At 38.6% G+C, this 21988-nt stretch carries 37 protein-coding genes; 34 read left to right on the forward strand and 3 right to left on the reverse strand.

Annotation, left to right across the window (positions count from 1 at the left end):
• The first annotated feature begins 38 nt into the window (after nt 1–38).
• From rplX to BN6556_RS07635, 27 genes are all read left to right on the forward strand, one after another.
• Nucleotides 39–350: a 50S ribosomal protein L24 gene (gene rplX, locus BN6556_RS07505; protein WP_066189237.1), complete on the forward strand. Its 312-nt coding sequence runs from the start codon at nt 39–41 to the stop codon at nt 348–350.
• A gap of 27 nt (nt 351–377) precedes the next feature.
• Nucleotides 378–917 carry a 50S ribosomal protein L5 gene (gene rplE, locus BN6556_RS07510; RefSeq protein WP_066189240.1) on the forward strand — a complete coding sequence of 180 codons (540 nt, stop codon included), beginning with the start codon at nt 378–380 and terminating at the stop codon, nt 915–917.
• A gap of 29 nt (nt 918–946) precedes the next feature.
• The gene (gene rpsN / locus BN6556_RS07515) at nt 947–1132 is read left to right on the forward strand and encodes a 30S ribosomal protein S14 (RefSeq protein ID WP_066189242.1); all 186 of its coding nucleotides are present in this window, start codon (nt 947–949) and stop codon (nt 1130–1132) included.
• A gap of 29 nt (nt 1133–1161) precedes the next feature.
• Nucleotides 1162–1560, forward strand: a complete 399-nt coding sequence (gene rpsH / locus BN6556_RS07520) for a 30S ribosomal protein S8 (RefSeq protein ID WP_066189245.1) — start codon at nt 1162–1164, stop codon at nt 1558–1560.
• Nucleotides 1561–1593: 33 nt separating this feature from the next.
• On the forward strand, nt 1594–2130 hold the full coding sequence (rplF, locus tag BN6556_RS07525; protein WP_066189248.1) for a 50S ribosomal protein L6: 537 nt from the start codon (nt 1594–1596) through the stop codon (nt 2128–2130).
• A gap of 32 nt (nt 2131–2162) precedes the next feature.
• A complete protein-coding gene (gene rplR / locus BN6556_RS07530; RefSeq protein ID WP_066189251.1) occupies nt 2163–2525 on the forward strand; it encodes a 50S ribosomal protein L18 in 363 nt (120 codons plus the stop codon).
• Nucleotides 2526–2543: 18 nt separating this feature from the next.
• A complete protein-coding gene (rpsE, locus tag BN6556_RS07535) occupies nt 2544–3050 on the forward strand; it encodes a 30S ribosomal protein S5 (protein WP_066189254.1) in 507 nt (168 codons plus the stop codon).
• Between the two features lie 13 nt (nt 3051–3063).
• Nucleotides 3064–3246 carry a 50S ribosomal protein L30 gene (gene rpmD, locus BN6556_RS07540; RefSeq protein WP_066189257.1) on the forward strand — a complete coding sequence of 61 codons (183 nt, stop codon included), beginning with the start codon at nt 3064–3066 and terminating at the stop codon, nt 3244–3246.
• A 29-nt stretch (nt 3247–3275) separates the two neighbouring features.
• Nucleotides 3276–3713 carry a 50S ribosomal protein L15 gene (rplO, locus tag BN6556_RS07545; RefSeq protein ID WP_066189259.1) on the forward strand — a complete coding sequence of 146 codons (438 nt, stop codon included), beginning with the start codon at nt 3276–3278 and terminating at the stop codon, nt 3711–3713.
• Nucleotides 3713–5008, forward strand: a complete 1296-nt coding sequence (gene secY / locus BN6556_RS07550) for a preprotein translocase subunit SecY (RefSeq protein ID WP_066189262.1) — start codon at nt 3713–3715, stop codon at nt 5006–5008. The genes rplO and secY overlap by 1 nt, the downstream gene beginning before the upstream one ends.
• A gap of 42 nt (nt 5009–5050) precedes the next feature.
• Nucleotides 5051–5704 carry an adenylate kinase gene (locus tag BN6556_RS07555; RefSeq protein WP_066189264.1) on the forward strand — a complete coding sequence of 218 codons (654 nt, stop codon included), beginning with the start codon at nt 5051–5053 and terminating at the stop codon, nt 5702–5704.
• Between the two features lie 84 nt (nt 5705–5788).
• The gene (locus BN6556_RS07560; protein WP_066189266.1) at nt 5789–6124 is read left to right on the forward strand and encodes a KOW domain-containing RNA-binding protein; all 336 of its coding nucleotides are present in this window, start codon (nt 5789–5791) and stop codon (nt 6122–6124) included.
• A complete protein-coding gene (gene infA, locus BN6556_RS07565; protein WP_062321807.1) occupies nt 6102–6320 on the forward strand; it encodes a translation initiation factor IF-1 in 219 nt (72 codons plus the stop codon). Before BN6556_RS07560 ends, infA begins: the two co-directional genes overlap by 23 nt.
• Before the next feature lie 30 nt (nt 6321–6350).
• Nucleotides 6351–6464 carry a 50S ribosomal protein L36 gene (rpmJ, locus tag BN6556_RS07570; RefSeq protein WP_003156543.1) on the forward strand — a complete coding sequence of 38 codons (114 nt, stop codon included), beginning with the start codon at nt 6351–6353 and terminating at the stop codon, nt 6462–6464.
• Nucleotides 6465–6483: 19 nt separating this feature from the next.
• Nucleotides 6484–6849, forward strand: coding sequence for a 30S ribosomal protein S13 (rpsM, locus tag BN6556_RS07575; RefSeq protein WP_066189269.1), 366 nt, complete (start codon nt 6484–6486; stop codon nt 6847–6849).
• 23 nt (nt 6850–6872) lie between these two features.
• Nucleotides 6873–7262: a 30S ribosomal protein S11 gene (gene rpsK / locus BN6556_RS07580; protein ID WP_066189270.1), complete on the forward strand. Its 390-nt coding sequence runs from the start codon at nt 6873–6875 to the stop codon at nt 7260–7262.
• A gap of 291 nt (nt 7263–7553) precedes the next feature.
• Nucleotides 7554–8498, forward strand: a complete 945-nt coding sequence (locus tag BN6556_RS07585) for a DNA-directed RNA polymerase subunit alpha (protein WP_066189273.1) — start codon at nt 7554–7556, stop codon at nt 8496–8498.
• A 39-nt stretch (nt 8499–8537) separates the two neighbouring features.
• On the forward strand, nt 8538–8891 hold the full coding sequence (rplQ, locus tag BN6556_RS07590; RefSeq protein ID WP_066189275.1) for a 50S ribosomal protein L17: 354 nt from the start codon (nt 8538–8540) through the stop codon (nt 8889–8891).
• A gap of 1267 nt (nt 8892–10158) precedes the next feature.
• Nucleotides 10159–10992, forward strand: a complete 834-nt coding sequence (locus BN6556_RS07595; RefSeq protein WP_066189278.1) for an energy-coupling factor transporter ATPase — start codon at nt 10159–10161, stop codon at nt 10990–10992.
• Nucleotides 10968–11834, forward strand: a complete 867-nt coding sequence (locus tag BN6556_RS07600) for an energy-coupling factor transporter ATPase (protein ID WP_066189282.1) — start codon at nt 10968–10970, stop codon at nt 11832–11834. The genes BN6556_RS07595 and BN6556_RS07600 overlap by 25 nt, the downstream gene beginning before the upstream one ends.
• Nucleotides 11831–12628, forward strand: coding sequence for an energy-coupling factor transporter transmembrane component T family protein (locus tag BN6556_RS07605; RefSeq protein WP_066189285.1), 798 nt, complete (start codon nt 11831–11833; stop codon nt 12626–12628). The genes BN6556_RS07600 and BN6556_RS07605 overlap by 4 nt, the downstream gene beginning before the upstream one ends.
• Nucleotides 12629–12640: 12 nt before the next feature.
• The gene (truA, locus tag BN6556_RS07610; RefSeq protein ID WP_066189288.1) at nt 12641–13390 is read left to right on the forward strand and encodes a tRNA pseudouridine(38-40) synthase TruA; all 750 of its coding nucleotides are present in this window, start codon (nt 12641–12643) and stop codon (nt 13388–13390) included.
• A gap of 152 nt (nt 13391–13542) precedes the next feature.
• Entirely contained in the window at nt 13543–13980 is a 438-nt protein-coding gene (gene rplM, locus BN6556_RS07615) for a 50S ribosomal protein L13 (RefSeq protein ID WP_066189291.1), read from the forward strand.
• Nucleotides 13981–13999: 19 nt separating this feature from the next.
• Complete coding sequence (rpsI, locus tag BN6556_RS07620; RefSeq protein WP_066189294.1) at nt 14000–14392, forward strand: 30S ribosomal protein S9; 393 nt, start codon at nt 14000–14002, stop codon at nt 14390–14392.
• 319 nt (nt 14393–14711) lie between these two features.
• Nucleotides 14712–15074 carry a DUF3021 family protein gene (locus tag BN6556_RS07625; protein WP_066189296.1) on the forward strand — a complete coding sequence of 121 codons (363 nt, stop codon included), beginning with the start codon at nt 14712–14714 and terminating at the stop codon, nt 15072–15074.
• Between the two features lie 225 nt (nt 15075–15299).
• Nucleotides 15300–15965, forward strand: coding sequence for a PadR family transcriptional regulator (locus BN6556_RS07630; RefSeq protein ID WP_078059979.1), 666 nt, complete (start codon nt 15300–15302; stop codon nt 15963–15965).
• A 29-nt stretch (nt 15966–15994) separates the two neighbouring features.
• Entirely contained in the window at nt 15995–16369 is a 375-nt protein-coding gene (locus BN6556_RS07635) for a VOC family protein (protein ID WP_042529639.1), read from the forward strand.
• A gap of 265 nt (nt 16370–16634) precedes the next feature.
• Here BN6556_RS07635 and BN6556_RS07640 read toward each other — a convergent pair whose 3' ends face one another.
• The 3 genes from BN6556_RS07640 to BN6556_RS07650 all read right to left on the reverse strand — a co-directional run bounded on the left by BN6556_RS07640 (nt 16635) and on the right by BN6556_RS07650 (nt 18674).
• Nucleotides 16635–17657 carry a tyrosine-type recombinase/integrase gene (locus BN6556_RS07640; RefSeq protein WP_066189298.1) on the reverse strand — a complete coding sequence of 341 codons (1023 nt, stop codon included), beginning with the start codon at nt 17655–17657 and terminating at the stop codon, nt 16635–16637.
• 91 nt (nt 17658–17748) lie between these two features.
• Nucleotides 17749–18198: an ImmA/IrrE family metallo-endopeptidase gene (locus tag BN6556_RS07645; protein ID WP_066189299.1), complete on the reverse strand. Its 450-nt coding sequence runs from the start codon at nt 18196–18198 to the stop codon at nt 17749–17751.
• 8 nt (nt 18199–18206) lie between these two features.
• Entirely contained in the window at nt 18207–18674 is a 468-nt protein-coding gene (locus BN6556_RS07650; RefSeq protein WP_066189301.1) for a helix-turn-helix domain-containing protein, read from the reverse strand.
• A gap of 80 nt (nt 18675–18754) precedes the next feature.
• Here BN6556_RS07650 and BN6556_RS07655 point away from each other — a divergent pair, with 80 nt between their 5' ends.
• The 7 genes from BN6556_RS07655 (at nt 18755) to BN6556_RS07685 (ending at nt 21683) form a co-directional block, all read left to right on the forward strand.
• On the forward strand, nt 18755–18991 hold the full coding sequence (locus tag BN6556_RS07655) for a helix-turn-helix transcriptional regulator (protein WP_077356198.1): 237 nt from the start codon (nt 18755–18757) through the stop codon (nt 18989–18991).
• 35 nt (nt 18992–19026) lie between these two features.
• The gene (locus tag BN6556_RS07660; RefSeq protein WP_066189304.1) at nt 19027–19227 is read left to right on the forward strand and encodes a hypothetical protein; all 201 of its coding nucleotides are present in this window, start codon (nt 19027–19029) and stop codon (nt 19225–19227) included.
• Nucleotides 19228–19279: 52 nt separating this feature from the next.
• On the forward strand, nt 19280–20095 hold the full coding sequence (locus BN6556_RS07665) for a phage replisome organizer N-terminal domain-containing protein (RefSeq protein ID WP_066189306.1): 816 nt from the start codon (nt 19280–19282) through the stop codon (nt 20093–20095).
• 12 nt (nt 20096–20107) lie between these two features.
• Nucleotides 20108–20902: an ATP-binding protein gene (locus BN6556_RS07670; RefSeq protein WP_066189308.1), complete on the forward strand. Its 795-nt coding sequence runs from the start codon at nt 20108–20110 to the stop codon at nt 20900–20902.
• Nucleotides 20903–21085 carry a hypothetical protein gene (locus BN6556_RS07675; RefSeq protein ID WP_066189310.1) on the forward strand — a complete coding sequence of 61 codons (183 nt, stop codon included), beginning with the start codon at nt 20903–20905 and terminating at the stop codon, nt 21083–21085.
• 100 nt (nt 21086–21185) lie between these two features.
• On the forward strand, nt 21186–21392 hold the full coding sequence (locus tag BN6556_RS07680) for a hypothetical protein (protein WP_066189313.1): 207 nt from the start codon (nt 21186–21188) through the stop codon (nt 21390–21392).
• 39 nt (nt 21393–21431) lie between these two features.
• On the forward strand, nt 21432–21683 hold the full coding sequence (locus BN6556_RS07685) for a hypothetical protein (RefSeq protein ID WP_066189316.1): 252 nt from the start codon (nt 21432–21434) through the stop codon (nt 21681–21683).
• Nucleotides 21684–21988: the final 305 nt, after the last annotated feature.

Genomic DNA, 21988 nt, shown 5'->3' on the forward strand with positions numbered 1-21988 from the left:
CACGTTACGGAAAAACCGTGTAAGGAGGTGCGGATAGCATGCATGTAAAAAAAGGTGATAAAGTACAAGTTATTTCCGGTAAAGATAAAGGCAAGCAAGGTGAAATATTAGCTGCTTTTCCTAAGAAGGATCGTGTACTTGTCGAAGGCGTTAATATCGTGAAGAAACACGCTAAACCTTCACAAGAAAATCCACAGGGTGGTATTTTAAGCCAAGAAGCAGCCATTCATGTATCAAATGTAATGCCATTAGATCCAAAATCAGGCGAACCAACTCGTGTTGGGCATGAAGTTCGGGATGGAAAGAAAGTTCGTATCGCTAAAAAATCTGGTGAAGTATTAGATAAATAGTCTTAGCGGTGAAAGGAGGTTTACGTGATGAACACTTTAAAAGAAAAATACAATAGTGAAATTGTTTCTTCATTAGTATCGAAATTTAATTATGCTTCTGTGATGGAAGTACCAAAAGTCGAAAAAATTGTGATCAACATGGGTGTTGGTGATGCTGTACAGAACTCAAAAGCACTCGATTCAGCTGTTGAGGAATTAACACAAATCACGGGACAAAAACCAGTTGTAACAAAAGCAAAAAAATCAATCGCAGGCTTTCGTTTGCGTGAAGGAATGCCAATCGGTGCGAAAGTAACCTTGCGCGGTGAGCGTATGTATGACTTTCTTCAAAAGCTAATCGATGTATCACTTCCACGTGTACGTGATTTCCGTGGTATCTCTAATAAAGCCTTTGATGGCCGTGGTAATTACACATTAGGTGTTAAAGAACAATTAATTTTCCCAGAAATTAATTACGACCAAGTAGGTAAAGTAAGAGGTATGGATGTTGTTATTGTAACAACTGCCGATTCGGACGAAGAAGCTTCTGAACTATTAACACAGCTTGGCATGCCTTTCCAAAAATAAGTGTAAAGCTATTATAAGGAGGTAAAAGAGTGGCTAAAAAATCAATGATTGCAAAGCAACAAAGACCAGCAAAATTCAAAGTGCAAGAATATACTCGCTGTGAACGTTGTGGACGCCCGCATTCTGTTTTACGTAAGTTTAAATTATGCCGTATATGTTTCCGTGAACTTGCCTATAAAGGTCAAATTCCTGGTGTCAAAAAAGCAAGCTGGTAAATCCCCAAGCAGGGAAGGAGGTAAAAATAATGGTTATGACAGATCCAATTGCAGATATGCTTACTCGTATTCGTAACGCAAACATGGTTCGCCATGAAAAATTGGAGTTCCCAGCGTCGAATCTAAAAAAAGAATTGGCAGATATTTTAAAGCGTGAAGGATTTATCCGTGACTATGAATTAGTAGAGGATAACAAACAAGGAATCCTTCGTATCTTTTTGAAGTATGGACAAAACGATGAGCGTGTAATCTCTGGTTTGAAACGTATTAGCAAACCTGGCTTACGTGTTTATGCAAAAGCAGACGAACTTCCTAAGGTGTTAAACGGCCTTGGAATTGCGATCGTTTCTACTTCAAAAGGTGTATTATCAGATAAAGAAGCACGTTCACAAGCTATCGGTGGCGAAGTGCTAGCATACATTTGGTAAGATGATTTTCTAAATGACAGGAGGTGCCAGAGCATGTCTCGTATAGGTTTAAAACTATTAGAAATTCCACAAGACGTGGAAGTAAACGTGGATGGTAACGATGTTGCTGTTAAAGGACCAAAAGGCGAATTAAGCTGTACCATCAGCAGTGACATGAAAGTGAACATTGACAATAATGTACTATCTGTAGAACGTCCATCAGATAGTAAAGAACATAAAGCATTACACGGTACTACCCGAAGCCTTATTGCCAACATGGTAGAAGGTGTGCACAAAGGATTCGAAAAAGCACTTGAGATCCAAGGTGTAGGTTATCGTGCGCAGAAACAAGGCGACAAACTAGTTGTGAATGCCGGTTATTCTCATCCAGTAGAGATCGAAGCTGTAGATGGGATTGAAGTGGAAGTGCCTTCTAATACCAGAGTGGTAGTTAAGGGTATTGATAAAGAACTAGTCGGAGCTATTGCTGCGAATATTCGTGCCATCCGCCCGCCTGAGCCGTATAAAGGCAAAGGAATTCGTTATGCAGATGAATATGTACGTCGTAAAGAAGGTAAAACAGCTAAGTAAGGTTAGGTAGGGAACAGAAAGGAGTGACCTAGATGATCACAAAGCCTGATAAAAACAGTGTACGGAAGAAAAGACATCAACGTGTCCGTAAAAACCTATTCGGCACACAGGAGCGTCCGCGTCTAAACGTATTTCGTTCCAACAAGCACATTTACGCACAAATTATTGATGATGTGAACAACGTTACATTAGTAAGTGCATCTACAGTAGATACAGAATTAAGCTTAGAGGCTACTGGAAACGTAGAAGCTGCTAAGCAAGTTGGTGAACTAATCGCAAAACGAGCGATCGACAAAGGCTTAACCAATGTTATTTTTGATCGTGGTGGATATTTATATCATGGACGTGTTAAATCTTTAGCAGATGCTGCTCGTGAAGCAGGTCTTGAATTTTAATAAAAAAAGGAGGGACATATGTTGCGTACTAACATCGACCCAAATAAATTAGATATAGAAGAACGCGTTGTAACAATTAATCGTGTAGCGAAGGTTGTAAAAGGTGGACGTCGTTTTCGCTTTGCTGCATTAGTGGTAGTCGGAGATAAGAATGGTCACGTTGGCTTTGGTACTGGAAAAGCACAAGAAGTTCCAGAGGCCATTAGAAAAGCAATTGATGATGCTAAGAAAAACTTAATAGAAGTACCGATCGTTGGTACTACCATTCCGCATGAAATTCACGGACAATTTGGAGCTGGTAATATCTTATTGAAACCAGCTGTAGAAGGTACCGGGGTTATTGCAGGTGGACCTGTACGTGCGGTATTAGAACTTGCTGGTGTAGGAGATATTCTTTCTAAATCATTAGGCTCTAATACGCCAATTAACATGGTTCATGCAACCATCAATGGTTTAAATGAATTAAAACGTGCTGAAGAAGTAGCATCACTTCGCGGCAAATCTGTAGAAGAATTGTTAGGATAGGGAGGGATATCGAATGTCTAATCAATTAGAAATAACCCTCAAACGCAGTGTCATCGGTAGATCAGAAGGACAAAAAGCTACTGTACAAACACTAGGTCTTAGAAAGATTCAACAATCAGTAGTCCGTGAAGATACTCCTGTCGTGCGAGGCATGATTAACAAGGTATCACATTTAGTAGACGTAAAAGAAGTATAATGAAATAAGTCAGAAGAGGAGGTGCTCGAATGAAACTTCATGAACTAAAACCAGCACAAGCGAAAAAACAACGTAATCGCGTTGGTCGCGGTATGTCTTCAGGTAACGGTAAAACATCTGGACGTGGTCATGGCGGTCAAAACTCCCGTTCAGGCGGCGGTGTACGTTTAGGGTTTGAAGGTGGGCAAATGCCACTTTTCCAACGTTTACCGAAACGTGGTTTTACTAATATTAATCGCAAAGAGTTTGCGATTGTAAACCTGGAAACATTAAATAACTTTGATGAAGGTGCGGAAGTGACACCTGAGCTTTTACTTGAAACAGGCACCATCAGCAAGGTGAAGTCTGGCGTTAAGATTCTTGGTAATGGTAAATTAGAAAAGAAATTAACTGTAAAAGCTCATAAGTTTTCTGCTTCAGCGAAAGAAGCAATCGAAGCAGCGGGCGGTCAAACAGAGGTGATGTAATGTTTCGTACAATTTCCAATTTTGTGCGCGTAGCTGATATAAGACAGAAAATCGTTTTTACACTTCTTATGTTAATCGTATTTCGTATTGGGACCTTTATTACGGTTCCTTTCACCGACCGAAACGCTATTGATTTTATGAATGAGCAGAGTGTATTTGGTTTACTGAATACATTCGGCGGTGGGGCATTACAGAACTTCTCCATTTTAGCAATGGGGATCATGCCTTATATCACTGCCTCCATCATTATGCAATTATTACAGATGGATGTCGTTCAGAAATTCTCGGAGTGGAAGAAGCAAGGTGAAATGGGGCGTAAGAAGCTTGCACAAGTAACACGATATGCAACGATCGTATTGGCTTTTATACAGGCATGTGCCATGTCTGTTGGGTTTAACGCGATGTCTGGCGGAATGCTGATTACCGATCCTGGCGTAGGAAAGTTTATGGTTATTGCGATTGTTTTAACAGCAGGTACGGCTTTCTTAATGTGGCTAGGGGAACAAATCACAGCACACGGTGTAGGTAATGGTATTTCTATCATTATTTTTGCTGGTATTGCTGCAGGTATTCCAAATGGTATTAACCAAATTTACGCACAATATTTTGGATCTGGTAGTGGAGATGATCTATTCATCAATATTATTATTGTCTCGTTGATTGTGTTATTGGTACTTGCAGTTATTGTAGGTGTCATATTCATTCAACAAGCATTACGTAAAATCCCAGTACAATATGCCAAACGAATAGTGAATCGCTCACCAGTTGGTGGACACACCACCCATTTACCACTCAAAGTAAATGCAGCTGGGGTAATTCCAGTCATTTTTGCAATTTCTTTTATCATTGCACCTCGTACAATTGCACAATTTTTTGAGGGCAATCAAATTGCAAACACGATTGCAAGTATCTTTGATTATACGAACGCCACTGGTATGATAATCTACGTTGCGTTAATCATCGCATTTACGTATTTCTATACATTTGTTCAGGTAAATCCAGAACAAATGGCAGATAATTTAAAGAAACAAGGCGGTTATATCCCAGGTATTCGCCCGGGTAAAACAACGGAGACTTATTTAACACGTGTTATGTATCGACTAACATTTGTTGGAGCACTTTTCTTAGCTGCGATAGCTGTGTTACCTCTAGTATTGGGACCTGTCGCTAATTTGCCACAAACCGTTCAAATCGGTGGTACAGGGCTTCTAATTGTGGTTGGTGTCGCACTACAAACCATGAAGCAGTTAGAAGGACAGCTAGTCAAACGTAACTATAAAGGTTTCATTCAATAAAACGTTATGTGTCTGACAAGACAGAGAGCGAGGGGAAAATCCTTGAATTTAATCCTTATGGGACTGCCCGGTGCAGGAAAAGGTACTCAGGCAGAGAAGATTGTAGAGAAATATGATATACCTCATATCTCAACTGGGGATATGTTCCGGTTAGCGATTAAGGAAGGAACGGAGCTTGGACAGAAGGCAAAAAGCTATATGGATGAAGGTGCTCTAGTTCCTGATGAAGTCACAATCGGAATCGTAGAAGAAAGACTTAATAAAAAAGATTGCGAGAAAGGCTTTCTGTTAGATGGCTTCCCACGTACCTTGGCACAAGCCGAGGCGCTTGATCAGTTACTATCTGATATGGATCGTAGTATTGATTATGTGTTGCATGTTGATGTCGACAAAGAGGCATTAGTCGAACGTCTAACAGGTCGTCGTATTTGTCCAGAATGTGGTACCACCTACCATGTGATATTTAATCCTCCGAAAGTAGAGGGGAAATGTGACAAAGATGGTGCGGCATTGATCCAGCGCGAAGATGATCAGCCAGACACTGTAAAAAATCGTTTAGAAGTAAACCTAGAGCAAACACAACCGATGTTAGACTTCTATTCCGCTAAAGGTGACTTAGTAACGATTGATGGTGGTCAGGATATTGACCAAGTATTCGATGCGATCGATGAGAAATTAAAAGCAATTTCTTCATGAAGCAGGAGAAACTTGGTATAATATGACCGAGGTTGAACATGATGAATAAGGTATAACGTAAAACCTAAATGAAGGTGATGATGATTGAGCGAATCAGATAGTTATCCGGAGTTAGGTCAGGTTGTTCAGATCCTACAAGGACGCGAAGCAGGTCAGTTTGCAGTTGTAATTAAGAAAGTAGACAGCCGTTTTGTGTTGTTGGCTGATGGAGATAAACGTAAATATGATCGTCCCAAGAAGAAGAATATGCAGCATATAGCATATACACCGTTCATATCTCCTGAAGTGAAAAGAAGCCTTCTCGAAACAGGGCGCGTAACCAATGGTAAGTTGCGTTATGCTATAAAGAAATTTGTCGAAGAATACGAGACAGATTTGAAGAAGGGAGATCAACTCGATGGCGAAAGACGATGCAATTGAAGTCGAAGGTACAGTAGTAGATACTTTGCCTAATGCAATGTTTAAAGTAGAACTAGAGAATGGTCATACCGTTTTGGCTCATGTTTCTGGTAAGATAAGAATGCACTTTATCCGAATCCTGCCAGGAGACAAAGTAACGGTTGAACTTTCTCCATATGATTTAACTAGAGGTCGAATTACGTACCGTTATAAATAAAATGCTCCGATACAAGAGGAGGTATGGAAGATGAAGGTAAGACCATCTGTAAAACCAATCTGTGAAAAATGCAAGGTTATTCGTCGTAAAGGAAAAGTAATGGTAATTTGCGAAAATCCTAAGCATAAACAAAAACAAGGATAAGAGGAGGTGTAAGTAATCTATGGCACGTATTGCTGGTGTAGATGTTCCGCGTGAAAAACGTGTAGTAATTGCTCTAACTTACATTTATGGTGTTGGAAAAACAACCGCCAAAAAAGTAGTAGAAGAAGCTGGTGTTAACGAAAACACTCGCGTTCGTGATTTAACGGAAGAAGAATTAGCACAAATTCGTCAGAAAATCGATAACGTTACTGTCGAAGGTGATCTTCGTCGTGAGGTATCGTTGAATATTAAACGTCTGATTGAAATTGGCTCTTATCGTGGTGTACGACATCGCCGTGGTTTACCAGTTCGAGGACAAAAAACGAAAAACAATTCACGTACTCGTAAAGGTCCTAGAAAGACAATGGCTAACAAAAAGAAATAATATAAAAGGAGGTTTGCTTGTTTATGGCACGTAAAACAAATACGCGTAAACGCCGTGTGAAAAAGAATATAGATACGGGTGTGGCACACATTCGTTCTACCTTTAATAACACTATCGTAACGATTACTGATGTGCAAGGTAACGCAATCAGCTGGAGCAGTGCTGGTGCACTTGGCTTTAAAGGTTCAAAGAAATCTACTCCTTTCGCAGCACAAATGGCTGCTGAGTCTGCCGCAAAAGCAGCTCAGGATCATGGTTTGAAAACCTTAGAAGTAACAGTGAAAGGACCTGGTGCTGGACGTGAAGCAGCTATTCGTTCACTTCAAGCAGCAGGTTTAGAAGTAACTGCCATTGTTGACGTAACACCAGTTCCTCACAATGGTTGCCGCCCGCCAAAACGTCGTCGAGTTTAATTAGTATATTATTTGTTAATCTGTCCATAATGGTTTATGATAGCTTAATAAAGTTTTTTACTACATCCGTTCGTTTTGAAGGATAAGTGTGGCTTAAAGTAGGGAGTGCAGCTATTTTAAGATACCTATTCCCTTTCAAACATAGAATGGAAGGAGTAGTAGATACACCATTGCATCGACAGAAACAAGGTCACAATTGCATAGTGCAGAAACGGGAACTGCCTACCTGGGGAATTTCGGTTAGACCTGGCTCTAACCGGGGTTTCGACGTTTTAAAGGAGGGTTTAATGAATGATCGAAATTGAAAAACCAAAAATTGAAACAGTAGAAATCAGCGATGATGCTACTTATGGTAAATTCGTTGTAGAACCACTTGAACGTGGATATGGTACTACACTTGGGAACTCCTTGCGTCGTATTCTATTATCTTCGCTCCCTGGCGCTGCTGTCACATCTGTTCAAATAGATGGTGCTTTACATGAATTTTCAACAGTTGAAGGTGTTGTAGAGGATGTAACTACGATAGTTTTAAACTTGAAGAAACTTGCATTAAAGATCTATTCAGATGAAGAGAAGACATTAGAAGTAGATGTTCAAGGTGAGGGTAAGGTTACGGCTGCGGATATTATTTTTGACAGTGATGTCGAAATTTTAAATCCGGATCTTCATATTGCTACCGTTGGGAGTAATGGCCATCTGAAAATGAGAATTTCAGCACAAAGTGGTCGAGGATATCGCCCAGATGATTCTAATAACCATGAAGATCGACCAATTGGTGTTATTCCAGTTGACTCTATCTTCACTCCAGTATCTAAAATAACCTATCAAGTTGAGAATACGCGTGTCGGGCAAGACGCAAATTACGATAAACTAACTTTTGATGTATCGACTGATGGAAGTATCCGTCCAGAAGAAGCTGTCTCATTAGGAGCAAAAATCTTTACGGAACACATGGATATTTTTGTGAGTTTAACAGATGAAGCAAAAAATGCTGAAATTATGATTGAAAAAGAAGAAGACCAGAAAGAGAAAGTGCTCGAGATGACAATTGAAGAACTCGACCTATCGGTAAGGTCTTATAATTGTCTAAAGCGTGCGGGTATTAATACGGTACAAGAATTGGCTCATAAATCGGAAGAAGACATGATGAAAGTTCGAAACTTAGGTCGTAAGTCACTAGAAGAAGTGAAACACAAGTTAGAAGATCTAGGTCTAGGCTTACGAAAAGAAGATTAATGAGGCCACTAGCGATATCGAACGAAGGAGGGATATTCCATGGCTAGAAAATTAGGTCGTACGACAGATCAACGCTTAGCTTTACTTCGTGGATTAGCTACAGATTTAATCATCCATGAACGTATTGAAACAACAGAAGCGAAGGCAAAAGAACTACGCTCAGTAGTAGATAAAATGGTTACACTTGGTAAACGTGGTGACCTTCATGCACGTCGTCAAGCAGCATCGTTTCTATACAATGCGGAGGCGAGTGAAGAGGAAGATGCCGTTCAAAAGCTTTTCAATGATATTGCAGGGCGCTATGAAGATCGTCAAGGCGGATATACGAGAGTGCTAAAATTAGGACCTCGTCGCGGAGACGGAGCAGATATGGCAATCATTGAATTGGTATAAAATTCCATAACCGCAATGTTAAGGGGCAGGACACAATCTCGTTCAGAGGTGAATCCAGGCCCTTTTTTGCTTTTTTTACGGATACACAGAATGATACTAAGTCGGTTTATTCATCTGGTAAGTAGGCCCGTTTTTCATTTGTAAATGAACGTCGCCTCTAGCGAAGATGCCGATAATGTGGATTTTGTAGAGTAGTGCATTTTCCTAAGTGGTGAGTTTGCCCGTTTTTTGTGCTGGGTAGACCGCTGCGGGAATAGGTTCCGCTTTCCATGGGGCCGGCTTCAGCTAACTAAAAAGAAGAGCACTTTTTAGTGGATCTTCAGCTCGTCCTGGTCCCATAGGAGTCTCCACCTATTCCCTCCGCTAGATAACAGTACCACAATGTTCATCACTGCAAGGATCCAGCGCTCTAGTACATGAACTTCTATTAATCAAGAAGCCTGTAGCAGTAAGGTGAAGTGTTTCATTAGTCTTCTTTTATATATTACTAAATATTAGGACTACATTCGAGCATGCGAGGAAAACATACTAAGGAATGAATCTCTCTTCATAGAGTTCATAGCAACATGAGTGATCACTAAAAGCGTAACTGACTGCGTTTACGCAAGATAAATAGGGATATTCTTACGTTTAAAACTGCTTAGATAAACTGTGCTCGTAACATGAACAAGAATCCATATACATCAGGAAGAATAAGCAGGTATGTAGATTATTCTTGGCGTGCATGCTCCTTCTTATTAGAAATGCTGAACGATTCTTTAGCGTAGGCCAACCACGTAGACTCCTATGGGAACAGCACGAGCCGCAGATCCACTTGTAAAAGCGCTTTTCTTTTACAAGTTAGCTAAGGCCGTGCCCATGGAAAGCGGAGTGGTTGGCCGGAGCGTTGATCTTGCACACATATTCTCTCAAAATAATCGCAAGCTTACTTTACATAATCCACATTATTGGTAGTGTTAGGCTTAAGGATCATTATATGTTTCTATCTGCCTTAGCGTAGCGATAATGAACCAAATGATTTCTGAGTGTTCTGTAAGCACTTCGGAAAGTATAGTGGTTGACTGGAGTGACACAGACTCTCAAAATAGCCATAAAACTATGTTGCATCACGCGCATTATCAACAAGTACTCATAAAAGACAGTATAACTTTCTTATCCTTTTTAAAAAGAAAATTGCTGTATCTATGAATCCACTGGTCAATCCACTATAAAAGCTGATAGAATATAATTATTGCCTGGGAAATAATAAGGGGAGGCGTTTGGAAAAATGGCTGCAATTGAATTCCGTGATGTATATTTTCGTTATCACGAAGAAGCCCCATGGGTGTTAAAACACTTTAATTTAAAGATGGACAGTAATCAAACGGTTGCCATACTTGGACATAATGGTTCGGGTAAATCCACCATTGCTAAGCTTGCCAATGGACTATTACAGCCCCAAGCTGGTGAAATATATATAGACGATCGAAAAATGACCCCAGCGAATATATGGGAAATGAGACAGAAAATTGGCATGGTGTTCCAAAATCCCGAGAATCAATTTGTTGGTACCACCGTTCGAGATGATGTTGCATTTGGATTAGAGAACCGAGGCATTTCACGAGATGAAATGTTGGTTCGTATTCAAGAGACACTGCAGCAGGTTGGCATGGAAAGCTATGAAGACCATGAGCCGTATCACTTATCAGGGGGGCAGAAGCAACGAGTTGCTATTGCCAGTGTTTTAGCCATACATCCGCAAATTCTCTTATTAGATGAGGCAACCTCCATGTTAGATCCCCGTGGTAAAAAAGAAATGCTTTCCACGATTTTATCGTTAAAGAAACAACTGTCTATCACGATCGTGATGATTACCCACGATTTAAACGAGATTACCATGGCTGATCGGGTGATAGTGATGAAAGATGGACAGATTTTTAAAGATAGTACGACGGATCGGTTATATGATAACCAATTTGATTTACAGTCAATTGGACTCAGATTGCCGTTAACGGTAGCATTGGCTACAGAATTAGAACAGCAAGGCTATTCCTTTACTAATTATCCACTAGATCAAGAGGAGCTTATAGATGCATTATGGAAATCACATTCAAAGATGTAAGTTATATCTATCAGCCGAATACCCCTTTTCGCTACCAAGCATTGCAGGACATCAACCTCTGTATACATGACAAAGAGTTTGTTGCAGTAGTTGGTCATACTGGTTCGGGGAAATCAACTTTGCTGCAGCACATGAATGGCTTATTAATCCCAAGCACTGGTCAAGTGCAAATTGGTGACTATCTTCTGGCAAAAGACCAAAAAAAACAGGATCTTAAAAAGCTGCGTGAGAAGGTAGGAATTGTTTTTCAATACCCCGAGCATCAATTATTTGAGGAAACGGTTGAAAAGGATATCCGTTTTGCTATGGATAATTTTGGTGTGGCAAAAGAGGAGATTCCACTTAGGATCGAGGATGCATTGGAAAAGGTAAATGTAGGAAAAGAGGTACTAACACAATCACCATTTGAATTAAGCGGCGGCCAGATGCGAAGAATCGCTATTGCAGGAGTATTGGCCATGAAACCAGAACTGCTTATTTTAGATGAGCCCACTGCAGGATTGGATCCTCAAGGGCAGCAGGAAATAATGGATGTATTCTATCAATTACATAAAGAACGAGGAACAACGACCGTTTTGGTTACCCATCAGATGGACCAAGCTTTAGCTTATGCGGATAGAATTGTCGTTTTAGCCAATGGCAGTGTGCTGACGCAAGGAACACCGAAGGAAGTTTTTTCACAACCAGCATTACTAAGAGAGGCGAATCTTGATATGCCGGAAGTATTAGCATTACTTCATTCCTTAGAGGAGAAGTTTTCGATAAAGCTTCCCTACCATTATCAATCTGTAGCAACGTTAGCCAGAGAAATCGCAGAAAAATTGAGGGAGAACAGCAAATGAAGTCCTTTATGATTATTGGTCAATATGTACCTGGACATTCCTATATTCATCGATTGGATCCAAGAACCAAGTTGATGATTATCTTTACCTTTGTGTTTATTGTTTTTTTTGCTAATAATTTGGTTAGCTATGGCTGGCTTACCTTATTTGCTATCACGGCCTGTATCTTAACACAACAGCGTATTGGTTATATTGTCAAAGGGATCACCCCAGTATGGTTCTTGATTGTGTTTACCATGATTTTACACTTAATTGTAACCAAAGAAGGACCTGTTTTATGGGAAATATGGAACTTTCGTATTCATCTAGGCGGCATCGAAACCGGATTGATGATTTCCTGGCGTTTTCTCTTGTTGGTACTGGTGACCTCTTTGCTAACATTAACGACTTCGCCAATGGAGATTACCGATGCCCTGGAGGCATTATTGAGTCCGCTGAAGAGGATACGAGTACCAGTACATGAGTTGGCCTTAATGATGTCGATTTCTTTGCGCTTTATCCCAACATTATTAGATGAAACAGAAAAGATATCGAAGGCACAAGCCTCCAGAGGGGTGGATTTTCGTACGGGATCAATAAAAAGTCGAATGTATGCCGTTGTTCCCTTACTAGTGCCATTATTTATCAGTGCCTTTAAGCGTGCTGAGGATTTAGCGATGGCGATGGAGGCACGGGGTTATAGAGGCAGTGATGGTAGAACTAAACTACGGCAGTTACAGTTTCAATCGAGAGATTATGTAGCAGCCATAAGTTATCTGATGATCCTGGTTATTTTTTTCTATTTGCGACAATAAGGAGTTTGAGATATGAGATTGAAAGCAACGATTCGTTATGATGGGACAGCCTTCTCCGGGTATCAGATACAACCGAAGAAACGTACCGTACAAGGAAAAATAGAGACGGTCTTAAGCAAAATGCATAAAGGAAAGCCAATTCGTGTGACAGCCTCTGGGAGGACGGACCAGGGGGTACATGCTGTTGGACAGGTCATTCACTTTGATACAAGCTTAGACATTCCTTATACAAATTGGTTACGTGCGCTCAACACTATGCTCCCTGATGATATCGAGATTAGTGATATCATAGCGGCCCCTGAGAGCTTTCATGCTCGCTTTGATGTGATGGAGAAGGAATATCGCTATTTTATTCATACTGGCGCCTATGACCTCTTTAAACGCCATTACTGCCACTTTGTTAAGGAACCGCTAGATATAGCTGCGATGCAAACAGCAAGCCAGCAGCTATTAGGTACACACGATTTTAGCTCGTTTTGCTCGGCCAACCATACGTTAAAAGGGGATAAAGTCCGTACAATAACAGATTTGGAAGTGGAGCAGGAGAAGTCCACAGACCAATTGATTATTCGGGTGCGTGGGACCGGCTTTTTATACAATATGGTACGCATTATTACAGGCACACTGTTGGAAGTAGGTACAGGCAAACGTCAACCAACCGAAGTACCATCGATTATCCAGGCAAGGGACCGCTCGACAGCTGGTAAAACGGCACCGGCTCAAGGCTTATATTTATGGGATGTACAATATGAAAAGAAATGAAAACAATCTATTGACTTTTGGGACGACTTGTTATATTATGGTCTATGGCATTTTATTTTCTAAACCACGAATAGCCCCGGAAAACTACTCGTGTTAGAATATAAATCGGATAATAATGAATCAATTGGATCATTGAAATAGGAGGTAAGATCATGCGCACAACTTTCATGGCAAATGAAAATAATATTGAACGCAAATGGTTGGTTGTCGATGCAGAAGGTCAAACGTTAGGACGTTTAGCAAGTGAAATTGCAGCAATCCTTCGCGGCAAGCATAAACCAACATATACACCGCATGCAGACACTGGTGATAATGTGATCATCATCAATGCGGAAAAAATCGAACTTACAGGTAAGAAATTAAGTGATAAGCTGTACTATCGTCATTCTAACCACCCAGGTGGACTAAAATCACGTACGGCTGGTGAAATGCGTGAGAAATATCCAGAACAAATGCTAGAGCTTACGATTAAAGGTATGCTACCAAAAGGTAAACTAGGTCGTAAAATGGGTAAGAAATTACATGTTTATCGTGGAGCTGAACATAAGCATGAAGCACAAAAACCAGAAGTCTACGAACTTCGCGGATAATTAAAAGGAGGTTAACATAGTGGCACAAGTACAATATTACGGTACCGGACGCCGTAAAAGATCAACTGCTCGTGTACGTTTAGTTCCAGGTACTGGACGTATTCTTGTCAATAAACGTGATGCGGAGAACTACTTCCCTTACGAAACGCTTCGTACTATTATCAAACAACCATTGGTATCAACGGAAACAGAAGGTAGCTATGATGTATTGGTAAACGTAGAAGGTGGAGGTTTCACTGGCCAAGCCGGTGCCATCCGTCATGGCGTTGCTCGTGCATTATTAGAAGCAGATCCAGAATACCGCGCAACGCTTAAACGCGCTGGATTCTTGACACGTGACGCACGTGCGAAAGAACGGAAGAAATACGGTCTTAAGAAAGCGCGTCGTGCACCACAATTCTCAAAACGTTAATAAATCAACACTTGCAAATCCCTCAACCACCTATGGTTGGGGGATTTTACTGTATATGCGGGGCTCTAAAAACAGGGGAAAATTCACACGTAGCATACACGTAACATACAAGTAGCAAACAAATAATTTATAGAAAAAGTGTAGCTTTGAAATAAAGATTGATAATTTATAATAAAGTTGGATTATTTAAATCAAAGTTCGATATTTATAAAGAAGTTTGATACTATTGTATTGATTAGCTGAATTGTGACAATGCAACAATCGGGCCAGATTGTTTAATAGTGACCTTCGATGGCAAAAAAGAGAGAGGTGGAAAAAAGTGTTGGTTATCAATGCTCTTTTAAGAGGTGGAATACCCTTTATTATTATGGGTGGAATCGCTTTACTACTTAATTATCAAGAAAAATATTCAGATGCTAAAAGCACATTTTTTGCAAGTTTAATCGCTTTTTTTGTTGGTGCAGCAACCGTAATTTATAATATAGACCATTGGAGTTTAACTAAGCAAAGTGTTGTTCATTTTTTAATCATGCTAATAACTGTTTATCCTATATTGCTATTAAGTGGATGGTTTACAATAGCTTCTGTATTTGATGCGTTAAAAGTATTTCTTGTTTTTGTTTTGGTTGGTGTGATTTTATGGATTGTCATGTTTATATTAGCAAAGGTTTTTTCATGGTGATAAATAGGTGTTCCATTAACGGGCGCTATCCTTAAATAAGGATAAGCGCTTATTTTTCATTGTAGGACCTGAATAAGAGAGGGCATTATTCTAAGTAAAGCGTGTTATAGGTAAAATGAACTGAAGAAAGTATATTCACCAACTTGACAGTTAACGATATATCGTTTATTCTTAGCGTAACGATATATCGTTAACTTAAAATAAAATTAACAGGAGGTTTTGAATGTGTACAAAAGACCTGATATGGCCCAATATCCTTTTTTAAAAGGACAGAGTCATTTTTATCATCATGGTGTCTTTAGAGGCAACAGATTCGACGCGGAAGTTGGAATAGGAAACGGTAACTTTGACGGGCAAGGCAGACCTCATATCTTCGCAGGCAAAGAATCTGTTGAGGATACTAGTGGTGAACGTTTCTTCGGGCGTGGTGATCTCAAGATTGTCTTATTAAAATTGTTACAAGAACAATCAAGACATGGATATGGATTAATCAAAGAGCTTGAGGAAAAGTTTAAGGGGCTTTATTCGCCTAGTCCCGGTTCCGTTTATCCTATTCTACAGATGCTTGAGGATCAAGATTTAGTTAATGTAATCAAAGAAGGTCGGAAAAAAGTTTATCATCTTACAGATGAGGGGCAAGCCTTTTTGAAAAAAAACCAAGATGAAGATCCTGTTAACTCAAGAATGAATGTGCTTGAAAATGTGGACCTGGACGAAATTCAGACTTTAAGATCTGACATTCAGGGTTTATTCCATGAATTTTTTAAGGTGGGCCGTCAAGCTATAGAAAAGCCCGAAAAGAAGGAACAACTACAAAACCTGCTCGAAAAAACACGGGCAGAGCTTTTGAAAATAGTTGATGACGAAGAGAAAAACTCAGATGGACAATAATTTTTAAAAATATATAAGGAGACTTTAAATTGACAATTACACTTAACCACACAGTGGTATTCGCTAAAAATAATGATAAAGCTGCACACGAATTTGCAGAGAATATGGGCCTAAAACTTAATGGTTATGAAGGGATAGACAATAAGTTTGCAGAAGTGCAAGTTAATGACGATCTTTCTGTTTTCTTTATGACAATCGAGGATGATACTCCACAACAGCATTTGGCTTTCAGTGTTGATGGACATACTTTTGACCAGATTCATGAACAACTTCGTAAAAGGAATGTAGCCTTTGGGAACAGCCCGTTTGAAACAGAAAATCGACGCACAGATCACCCATTTGCTTCCCGTGGGTTGTTTTGGACCAATTTAGATGGTTGCCTATTTGAAGTTATGACTGATTAGCCATAATCAATGTTGATAAAAACGTTGGATATTGCAAATATGGACTCTTTGATTCTGCCTCAATCGGGCGCTATTGTTGAACAACAAAAGGAGGAAATGATCAAACTTTCCTATAAATTATAAAAGTTGTATATCATTTCACAAAGAGAGAATCCATTTTGATCAATCCGTTTTTCAAAATGGATTCGTCTTGATTACGGTATTATACAGGTTTGTCAGGTCTTTCTGATCAAACTTTGTTTCAAAACTACAAAAAGTAGCATTCTTATAGCCTGTCAATTGCCATAAGAAGCTGCTTGATATCTTTATGCGTATAAACTTTATCAGTGATATCTTTAGCTGCGTGACCCATGATCCGTTTGATTGATAGTTTATTTGCATCAGCATTATCCATAAGGGTTGCGAAGGTATGTCTGCAATCGTGTGGTCTATGATTTAATTCTAGTTGCTGCATAATCTTCTTAAACTTCTCGTGATAATAAACATAATAACTCAACTTACTTCCCTCGAAGTTTGTAATCAGATATTCATTATTAGGATCCATACGATTTTCAATTAATTTATGGATTTTTTTATGAATTGGTATGACCCTATTCGTCCCAGCTTCCGTTTTGAAGCCACCCCGAAAATACCTTTCATCTAATTGAATACTTTTATTTTTTACTTCCACAAGTTCCCCAGGGCGCAAACCAGTGTAAATCATAATTAAAACAGAATCAATGTCATTGAAGCGGTCGATGTTTTCCCACAGAATATTAATCTCATCCAAAGTAAATGGTTTTCTGGAATTCTTTGTATCATTTTTTGGAAGCTCAACAAATCTAGCATAATCTTTATGTGTTAAATCGTTTTCTAAAGCATGTTTATACATTTGATTAAATAATACTTTTATTTTTTTCTTTGTACCCCATGATTTATCACAGTTATCAATTACAGATTGTAGATGAGCCTTTCTTACTTCATTAAATTTCATATCGTGTAAAGGTTCGGATCTTCTAAAAGCCATTTCATAGCCAAGTTGATTTGACTTTGAAATTTTAGGGAAACGTTCTTTTATTAACCGTTCATATACTTCTTTAAATGTGAGCTTGCCAGCTGATAAATCATATGGGTTATTATTGTAATCAGCTAATGCTACCATTGCCTCTCTTCTACTTTTATAATATCCTAGATACTCCCGTCTTTGTTTCCCTTCGTCATTCCATCCAGTAGTGACTATGACCGCGAATGGTTTTCTTCGTTTACCGGATAATTTGCATACGGAGCCGTATCCATTTGGGTTTTTCAATTTCCTTACCACCTTTCATATCAGCAGGATAGACATACGGGAATATATGTTCTATATATGTGTTAAAAAAAAGAATGCAATATTTGCATACCTACTTTATATGATCAATTTTTTTCAGATTGCACATTTCTTCTGGAACGCCATACGCTTGAGCTACTTCATTTATGGTAACGCTTGTATCTTTAAATTCATAAATACATTTATCTGGAATAAGCAATTCAACTGCAAATGTATTAGCCTCTACCTCATTTTTGTTTGTAGTAAAGAAGGTGTTCTTTTTTAAAAAAGGTGCATTTTCACTTTTATGCAATAACGAATGGCCTAATTCATGAGCACAGACAAACCTTTGCAATGTCTCATCTATATTATCATTAATATGGATAGATTGAATCCTTTTGTAGCACGTGTAGTATCCCAAAGATCCCCCCAGAGATTCAAAAATAATTAAGATACCTTTACGCTCTGCTATTTCAAAAGGGCAATTTGTTCCATATTTATCAATAAGTTTTATTGCTGTATTCCTAGGCATTAAATGCGCCATAGAATACCTTATTTTTTATATTTGTTGGGGGTAAACTTTTGTTTTGCCATTCGTTTAGCCATGCGAAGTGAATTTTCCAATGAAGCAATTAATAGTTCTCTATCTTCCTTATCCATTTCATCTATCGCCCTTCCATCGAATTGTGAGTATGCATCATCATTAGATAAGTTATTTATCATCTTTTCTAGATCCTTAGCTATATCACGCTCTTCTTTATCAGACAGCTCAGGAAGATCTTCCTCTTGCTTGGTGTTGTTTGGTTTGTAATAACCAGCCATCCTCATTATTTCATCATAAGGAATGGATAATGCTTCCGCAAGTTTTTGGATATTCTCGGCTTTTGGAATGCCTCTTTTTCCATTTTCGATTCTGGACAATTGCGCAGCGCTAATACCTGAATACAAAGAAAGTTGATTGATGGTGTAACCTTTTTCATCCCTTTTTGCTTTTAGATATTCTCCAAATTGATTGCTCATAGTTTTCTCTCCTAAACACTGATACCCTTCTACCCTTATATTACTAAAAATAATTACCAAAAGGTAAAAGGAGGGTTCATTTGAAAGATGTCAATGTCATTTTAATTAATTTAGACTTTTTGAAAGCATATTTGAAAGACAAGGATATTTCTCAAAGTCAATTTGCGGATAAGGTAGGAGTTACACAAACTACTGTTAACCGGATTATGAATGGCAAGAGAAATCCGGGAGGTAAGTTTATTGCAGGTGTTCTGCGGAGCTTTAACGATTTAAGTTTCGATGAAGTATTTTACTATGACAAAAGCATTGTCAACTGAATAAAAGATAAAACAATTCGTTTGGAGGGATTGAATTGGAAACAAGTATTGATGAGAAAGAAAGCATGAATATCAAAGTTTCTGAGGCAGCAAAGATTTTGGGTAAATCTGAACAATTTGTGCGGATTGGATTACAACGAGATATTTTACCAATTGGTATTGCCATTCAAATGTCTAGTAAATGGACATACCATATCTCACCAAAGTTACTCAAAGAGTATGTAGGAGGGAAGTAAGCATCTAAATTGCTTGAAGTAATTTAAACCTGTTTAATTCTGGAGGTAAAAAATGAGCAACATTAAATGGATTAAGTTAAGTACTGCCATGTTCGAGGACGAAAAAATAAAGCTAATAGAAAAGCTTCCAGAGGCTGATACCATTTTAATCATTTGGATTAAACTTCTGTCTCAGGCCGGAAGAACAAATGCCAACGGTTATATTTATTTGAACGAAAATGTTCCGTATACAGAGGAAATGCTTGCAACGATATTTGATAGGTCACTCAATACAGTAAGGCTCGCTTTAAAAACACTAAGGGAGTTCGGGATGATCTTTATTGATGATGATTCCTTTATTCGAATTTCAAACTGGGAAAAGCATCAAAATGTTGAAGGAATGGACCGTGTAAGGAAGTTGAATGCAGAGCGTAACAAAAGGTATCGCGAAAGAAAGAAACAGCAGCTACTTGAAAATAAAACAGATGACGTTAGCGTGACGTCACGTGATGCTACAGAAGAAGAACTAGAAAGAGATAAAGAACAAGATATAGAAATAGAACAAGAACAAGTGCAAGATAAAGACGTAGCGCAGATTATTCAGTTTTGGGATAAAAACGGATTTGGTGTAAATAACATTCATGCAAAAAAACAGTTGTTGTTGTGGTTGGATGATTCATCATTTAAGGATCCCAGTGAAGTCATTTTAAAGGCATTAAATATTGCTTGTGAAAATGATGCTAGACGACTTAAATATACGGAAGGCATCTTAAGAAACTGGCAAAACGAATCCTTACTAACCGTTGAAGAAATCGATAAGAATCACAAAAACCGAAATAAGCAAGCTGTAAGCCAAATAGATTACGATCCGAATAGAGATAGATTTTAGGAGGTGTCATCGATGGAAACTATAGGAACGCTGCTTAAAAAATCTTTACCTTTTAAAGAATGTCGTGAAAAGGAATGTGAGCAATGCGGAAATCTATACAAATTATATGAAACTCCCAAAGGCGTTCTTGGCGCATGTAAACCTTGTATGGAACAACAGTTATTAGAAGAGCTAAACGTACCAACAAAGGAAGAAAGAGAAAGACTAAAAGAAAAACGATTTATTGCAACCTTTGAGCGAGTTACACATGATTTGAAACAAGCAACGATTGATTCCTATATACCGAAAGAAACGTCGCAATCCGAAGCAAAAAAAGCAGCAATAAAATATGTGAAAACCTTTGATGGTGTTCATTCACTTCTATTTAGTGGAGATTGTGGTCTGGGGAAAAGCCATTTATCTTTTGCAATCACGAAAACGCTGCGGCAACAAGGTTATAAAACGCTCTATATCAAGGTCACTGATTTATTCGATTTTATCAAGAACACATACAGTCCGGATTCTAGCATAAGCGAAATGCAGATTTTCCAAATGATAGGTGAATTGGATTTGTTGGTACTTGATGATATTGGCTCTGAATATGTGAAAGCAAACGAATATGGACATGAAAGTTGGGCATCTGATGTGTTGTATAAGATATTCGATATGCGACTCAATAAATCAGTCATTTGTTCTACGAATTATTCTGAGAAAATGCTTACTGAAAAATATGGGAATCATGGCAATCGTATTATTGATCGGATGATGGATTTAGCAAAAGCAATCCGACTTGAAGGAGAAAGTTATAGACGAAAGGAGCGGTTTTAAATGTGGCAAGGAATGAAAAGTGTAATGGTATTTGACCCTAAGGACAGTCAAGAAGAAACTGAACGTAAATGGATGGAGTGGAACAGGCATAAAAGTGCTGTTAGCGACAAATATGTACCAACGGCAGAAGAAACTAAAAAAAGATTAATAGAACAGGAACGTCACAATAAAAGATATGCCTAGTATCTTTGCAACGTTCCCGACTTACTCATAGATATTATAGCATTCATTGAAGGATAGTTAAACGTGATATGCGGTTAAATGAATTTGAGGAGGTATCGTTTTGCAAGCTGTAAATAGCACTAATAAAAAGGAAATTAATATACACGCAAGTTATTCAGAGGCACATTTTATTGGTGAAGTACTTTCATCCTATCAACTATTTATGCAGCAACTTTACCGAAATAATAGCGAGGAAGCAAAATATATCGGTGAACTGTTGTATGCAATTCAAAATCCAGCAGTCAGAAAAGAGAAGCATGTAAGATAGTTTTAAAAAAGTGATATGAGAAGTGGAAGGAGGAACAAAATGAATGATGCGATTGAACAAACGCATGTTTATGAATATCTTGGGAAAGAAAATGATCCTATTTATGAAGATATATTGCGTGTAAAGGTAAATCATTCTTTATTAATTCCTGAAACAAAACTAAAAGTAACGAAAAATAGATATGGAATGTACGAGATAGTATCTGATGAACGGCATGAATGTTATTCGTCTCCACAATCATTATATGATCGTATTAGCGCTTTACTGAATGCCATTTCACATAGGAGGTGATGAAATGACACTAAGTATGAAAAACTTTGAGCAGAAAGAGTGGGATCTTTACGATACTAATTTAGGTCAAGCATTAGAGTCAGTTGAAACCTAAACTCCCGGTATTACATAACGAGAATTTTGCACAAATACTGTTGTGACAAGGTTTTAGTACTACAATCTTTTAAAATATCATCGTTATGCTTACTAACGCATAACAAGGGTGCTTTCCTATGTTTATGCGTGTTGCAAGACCATCGTTATGTGTTTTCGGGAGAGCAGGTTGAAAAGGGTGATTTACAATGTGCTTCTGAATGCTTTAAACG

The organism is Gracilibacillus timonensis (assembly GCF_900086715.1).
Taxonomy (GTDB): domain Bacteria; phylum Bacillota; class Bacilli; order Bacillales; family Amphibacillaceae; genus Gracilibacillus; species Gracilibacillus timonensis.